At 70.7% G+C, this 5250-nt stretch carries 7 protein-coding genes and 1 pseudogene; 4 read left to right on the top strand and 4 right to left on the bottom strand.

Annotated elements, in window-relative coordinates:
* Positions 1-667 precede the first annotated feature (667 nt).
* Positions 668-1051, top strand: a complete 384-nt coding sequence (locus ACWGIU_RS28975) for a transposase family protein (RefSeq protein ID WP_453710669.1) — start codon at positions 668-670, stop codon at positions 1049-1051.
* Between the two features lie 209 nt (positions 1052-1260).
* Entirely contained in the window at positions 1261-1482 is a 222-nt protein-coding gene (locus ACWGIU_RS28970; protein WP_453710667.1) for a hypothetical protein, read from the top strand.
* A gap of 747 nt (positions 1483-2229) precedes the next feature.
* Here ACWGIU_RS28970 and ACWGIU_RS28965 read toward each other — a convergent pair.
* The 4 genes from ACWGIU_RS28965 to ACWGIU_RS28950 all read right to left on the bottom strand — a co-directional run bounded on the left by ACWGIU_RS28965 (position 2230) and on the right by ACWGIU_RS28950 (position 3880).
* Positions 2230-2376 (bottom strand): hypothetical protein, encoded by a 147-nt coding sequence (locus ACWGIU_RS28965; RefSeq protein ID WP_453710671.1) that lies wholly within the window; start codon positions 2374-2376, stop codon positions 2230-2232.
* Between the two features lie 61 nt (positions 2377-2437).
* Positions 2438-2704: a hypothetical protein gene (locus tag ACWGIU_RS28960; protein WP_453710665.1), complete on the bottom strand. Its 267-nt coding sequence runs from the start codon at positions 2702-2704 to the stop codon at positions 2438-2440.
* Positions 2705-2885: 181 nt separating this feature from the next.
* Positions 2886-3407 (bottom strand): putative immunity protein, encoded by a 522-nt coding sequence (locus ACWGIU_RS28955; RefSeq protein ID WP_453710663.1) that lies wholly within the window; start codon positions 3405-3407, stop codon positions 2886-2888.
* A gap of 35 nt (positions 3408-3442) precedes the next feature.
* Entirely contained in the window at positions 3443-3880 is a 438-nt protein-coding gene (locus ACWGIU_RS28950) for a MarR family winged helix-turn-helix transcriptional regulator (protein WP_453710661.1), read from the bottom strand.
* A gap of 89 nt (positions 3881-3969) precedes the next feature.
* Between ACWGIU_RS28950 and ACWGIU_RS28945 the strand changes: the two are divergent.
* Both ACWGIU_RS28945 and ACWGIU_RS28940 read left to right on the top strand, forming a co-directional pair.
* A pseudogene (locus ACWGIU_RS28945) lies at positions 3970-4899 on the top strand (quinone oxidoreductase family protein).
* A 64-nt stretch (positions 4900-4963) separates the two neighbouring features.
* Complete coding sequence (locus tag ACWGIU_RS28940; RefSeq protein ID WP_453710659.1) at positions 4964-5173, top strand: Imm21 family immunity protein; 210 nt, start codon at positions 4964-4966, stop codon at positions 5171-5173.
* The last annotated feature ends 77 nt before the right edge of the window (positions 5174-5250 follow it).

The raw sequence follows: 5250 nt of genomic DNA, 5'->3' as shown, positions 1-5250 counted from the left end.
GGCCCGGTTGATATCAGATGAGCGCGGTAACTTTCCCGCATGGATGCGTATGCCGTGAGCGTCGGTGCGGAGGAATGGTTCGGCGAAGAGGAGGAGGACAGGTGGGGTGAAGTGGCGGCTCGCTCGCAGAGGTAGTGAGCATTTTCAACTTGGACTCGGGCTGAAGGCGCCACGCGTGCCTGACCTGCTCAGATGCCGTGGCGCGGTCACCCGATCGGTGGGCAGGCTGAAAATGCTCAGTGAAGTCGCCGAGGACGGCCGTCTCCGTGGTCCACCTGTCGAGGAGGACGTTCACCCCTTCGGGAGCACGCGCGCCACCGCCGGCGTCGATTGTCCGGTGGCGGACGCACGCACAGGATCTGATCTGCGGGGTTCCAGCCCAGCGCGCGCCGCAGCCTGCCGATGGACTTGATGCAGCTTTTGGCGGTGTCACTCCCGAACGAGCTGCCGACCTCCACGAGTCAGCCGCCTCCTCGATCCGGAACTCCCGCCGACCGCACGCCTCGGGTTCCTGGGCTTCGTAGCCCGACGGGTCGCACGTACGGGCCAGATCGACGGCTCGCGCGACGACCTGGTCCCGGCCGCCGCCGACCGGGCGGCACGGGTCAGCTCCCAGCGGGGTTCCGGCTCAGCTTGCGGAGAGTTCCCTCAAAACGCGCTGGCGAGAGTGACTGGGCTGACAGCTCGGGGCTGTGAGTGGGATCTTGCTCCGGTTGGAGAAGCGCTGTTCCCGTCGATCGCGGACATCGCGGTGCTCGCGGTAGACGTGAACATCGCGGTAGTGCCTGTTGGTGTGCGGTGCACCGCCGCAGCCGCGTCGTGTCCGGGTTGCGGAGCCTGGTCCGCCCGGGTTCAGGGCTCCTACCTGTGGTCCCCCGCTGATGGTCCGAGTTCGGGACGAAGCGCCGTAGTCCGCATGCGAGTTCGCCGGTTCACCTGCCGGTACGCCGCGTGCAGAGGCCGCACGTTCGTCGAGCAGATACCCGGCCTGACCCGAAGGAACGGCCAGCGGCCCCGAGCGCCTGCGCTGCCCTGGCCGCGATGGTTATAGCCGCCGCCTGTGACCAAGAGCCGCAGGCAGTCGGGAAAGGCTGCCGCCGACGGGCTACCGCATTATCGGCAGCTCCCTGGACGATACAGATCGGGTATCCCGCACCACTGTCTCTGGGATGGGGGGAGTCCCTGCCGGCGGCATTGACACGCCTCCTCGACCCCGACCCGGCCGTCCGGGCGGACGCCGCAAGGAACGCTCTCGGAGAAGTGACCCACCAGAACACCATCTACGAAGCCACCGTGCCCGTGTCCCTCTACATCGCGGTCATCCTCAACCAACCCGACATCACAGCGGGTGACTTCGACCTCGACACCGCCGTGCCACCCCGTCGCTCGACCCTTCTGAGACTGCTGACCTGGCTCAGTGACAGAGCGGTTCCTGCACGAGTACGAGGAGATGCGCCGCGTTTCGAGGCCTGCGGCCGGTGATCTTCTCTGCTGTCCATCCCCTTCTGGGCCACGAGCGCGCGGACGTACGAGACGCAGCTCTCGTCGCCGCCATACCTCTCACAGAACATCCCCTTCTCGCCGTGCATCAGGCGAGCCGGTCGATCAGCCCGCCGTCTGCTGGCCACCAGAACTGATCGCCACCACGAGACCGCGTCCTGCGTCCTGGGCGCACTGAAAGCACCGGGTCACGACATCAGCGATATGGAGAACGCGGCCGACGTTGCAGCCCGCGAACGTCACGCCCGTCTCCGGGCCGGACGCGCTTCCGGGGAAGGCGACTGGACAGGTGGATACAGCGAAGACCCGCCGTTCTGACTCGGGACCGGCAGTGCCCAGCCATCCGCTGGTCACTGCACGTGGCCACCCCGCACACGCTGAGCCAGAACCCCTTCTCGTGCACAGGGCCGGCACGGCTCCTCTCGGCCGGCGCTTGCTCAGGAGCTCTTCAGCCGCCTCGATCGGCGCCCCCTTCAGGGCGTCCACGGAGACACCGCCGCTCGTGTCCTGTCCCATCGGTCCAGGTTGACCGCGCACCGGACGAGGGACGTCACGTCTTCGGGACAGCCGAGCTCCGCGTCGACGTCAGACCAGGTCGGCCGGGCGCCGACGGCGGGATCGAGATTTCCGTCCACCATCCGACATGCGATCCAGTCGGTCGGCGGCTCGCGAGGAGCCCGAGCCGCCTCAGTACCTGCTGGAAGAGAGCCTGGGCCTCCGGCTCTGCTGTCACCGGCACCGGCTGGCCGGCGAGGACGCTGGTGAATGCTTCTCCAGCGGGTCGGTCAGGGAGGCCGGCTGGGCGAACAGCGCCGCCAGCAGCTCCTTCTCGACCACGGAACCGATGACCTCGGCCGTACGGGCCGCGCGAGGCACCGAGCTCAGCACTAGTGCGACCGACCGGGCCGGGCAAGGGCCCCAACGGGCCCCATGCGCCTCAGTCTGTTTCTTCGGGCGGCGCGGATCGCGGCGCACGGCGCGCCTGCCACCACACGGTCACAGTGGCGAGGCCTCCGGCGGCGACGAAGAAGCCCGCCTTCACCGCGGCCTTGCCGGACAGCCAGGCCGCGCCGACGCCCAGGTTCCAGCCCTGCCACCAATAGATCACGCACACGGCCGCCGCGGCGAGCAGTCCCGCCACGACCCCCAGCGCGGTCCGCCGCCATGTCCGCCCGTCCGTACGGTCCCCCGTGTCACTGAACATGCCCATCACGCTAGGCGCTCGGGCCAGCGGTCTCCGTCCGCACGAAGGAGGATCGTGCGCGCGACTTTCGTCTCGGGAAGCCCCCGCGACACGATCCGAAAGTCTCTGGAGTAAGTCAGGCCGCCGGGGCCGGGCTTACGTTTCACAGCAACCGGTGAAACGAGCCACCCGGGCGCCGCTCTCAGCGCCGGAGGGCGGCGTCGAGTTCGTAGTAGAGCGTGTCCAGCCGGCTGCGACCAGGCGTGCGGGCCGGCATCCGGCGCAGCAGTGCGCGAACCTCCGCCGGGGCGTGCTCGATCGCCCATCGGATCTCGTCGTCGGCGGAGCCCGTGTCATCGCCCGCGGCCAGCTCATGACCGAGTGCCCCGTACACGGCGGGCCCCAGTACGTGCTTCGACTGGTGCGGGGTGGCCAGTGGGTGGATGTACGGGGTCGCGGCCGCGTGGCACGCGGCGCGGGCGGCGGCCGTGGCCGCCGGGTTGTCGACCTCGCGCGCCGCCGCGTGGGCGGCCCAGGCGAGGGAGCGCAGGTGCGCGGTCCGCTTCCCGTCGCGCACGAAGGCCCGGATGCCTTCGATCGCCTCGCGAGGGCGGGGGTCGGAGGGAGCCTTCGCCTCGAACAGGGGGAGGGCGCGCTCGACGCAATCGGCGGCCCAGAGGCCGAGTTGGCGGCGGTCTTCCGCGCTGATGGTCACCTCGTCCATCCGCCCATCATGCAGGGTTCGGGTGTTCGGCAGGCCTACGGGGCCGGGGCCTCGTGGAGCCGGGTCAGCAGGGCCACGAGGTGCTCCTGTTCGGCCGGGTCGAGCGGGGCGAGGAACTCGGCGTTGGCGGCTTCGGCCAGGGCCGCGCAGCGGGCGAGTACGGCCGTCCCCTCGGGGGTGACGGTGACGGCGTTCTTGCGGCGGTCGTCGGGGTTCGGGGAGCGCAGCACGAGGCCCGCCTCCTGGAGGTGGTTGAGCATGCCGACCATGTCCTTGGGGTCGACGGCGAGCCGGCGACCCAAGTCGGCCTGGGCGACGGGCCCGTACTCGGCGGTGGCGGCCAGCACCGCGTGGTGCATGAGTTTCAGTCCCTCCGCGGCGATCGCCGCCGCGACCAGCTCACGGCCGCGCGCCGCGACGCGGCCGACGCGCCAGGAGGGCAGGGACTGGATGTGCTGGAGGGCCGAGGTCATGACGCCACCCTACAGAAAGTCGTTGGACATCCCCATGACTTTGATCTTACCGTTGGGGCATCCAATGATCTCCGAGTCGGGGAGGTGCTGTGCTGCGCGTTCGCCATGAGGTCAACGGCGGGCCGGAGGTGCTGTTCGCCGAGGAGGCCGACATACCCGCGGCAGCCGCCGGAGAGCTGCTGATCCGGGTCGAGGCGGTCGGCGTGACCCTTCCGGCCGTGCGCAAGGTGCGAGAGGGCAGTGAGCCCGTGTCCTTCGGCGGCGAGGTGGCGGGCACCGTCGTCGCCACCGGCCCGGGTGTCACCGGCTTCAGCGCCGGGGAACGCGTCACCGGACTGTGCTTCGCCGACGCCGACGCCTACGCCTAGTACGCCGTGCTCGACGCCACGATGACCTCCCGTATCCCGGCCGACGCGAGCGCCGTGGAGGCGGTCGCGATGGTCCGCAGCGGTCTGGTCGCCCGCGGCGCGTACGAGGCCGCGCGCGCGGAACCCGGCGACTCGGTCCTGGTGACGGCGGCGGCGAGCGCGGTGGGCACGCTCGCCCTGCAGTACGCGAAGGCCCGAGGGGCGGAACGCGTCGTCGCGGCCGTCAGCAGCGCGGACAAGGCCGAGTTCGTCCGCGGCCTGGGCGCCGACGAGGTCGTCCTGTACGGCGACGCCGACTGGAGCGGCCCGTACGACGTGATCCTCGACGGCGTCGGCGGCGACCTGCTCGGCACCGCCGTACGGGCCCTGGCGGCGGGCGGCCGCCTGGTTGCCTTCAGCTCCGGCGGTGGCACGGTGGAGGCGCACGAACTCCTGGTCCGCGGCGCCTCGGTGATCGGCTTCCAGATGCGGGCCATCGCCATGGGCAAGCCCGAACTGTACGAGCGCCGGGTGCGCGAATTGTGGCAGCTGCGCGCCGCGGGCATCCTGCGCACGGCCGTGCACGAGGAGATCCCCCTCGCCGAGGCCGCCCGCGCCCACGCGCTCATCGAGCAGCGCCGCAACCTCGGCAAGGTCGTCCTGGTCCCCTGAGCGGGAAGTCGGGCCTCTCACCTCGCGGCTTGGCGATATATGCGACCCAGGGCCGGCCGACTGGGTGGAGTCCGGCTGCGGGCCGCTGGTGGTGGTGCCGGCCGAGGTACTGACCCACTGGGAGGGGGTGGACGGCGAAGGCCCGGAGTCCGACCACGGCAGGGCTTGCGCGGCCGTCGGCCCCACCGGACTGCGACGAGCCCTGGTCGACGGCGTTCCTTCCGGAGCACGGGGTCTTCGTGCGATGGGTGGCGGCCTAAGGGCTGTCCCGTAATCCCCGGCGGGCGCACGACGCCGGCTACGGCACCTCGCCGCGTTGTCGGAACGCCCGAATACGCCCAGTATGGGGGC

It is taken from the genome of Streptomyces sp. NPDC054840 (assembly GCF_053611065.1).
This window is presented reverse-complemented; position numbering and strand designations above follow the sequence as displayed.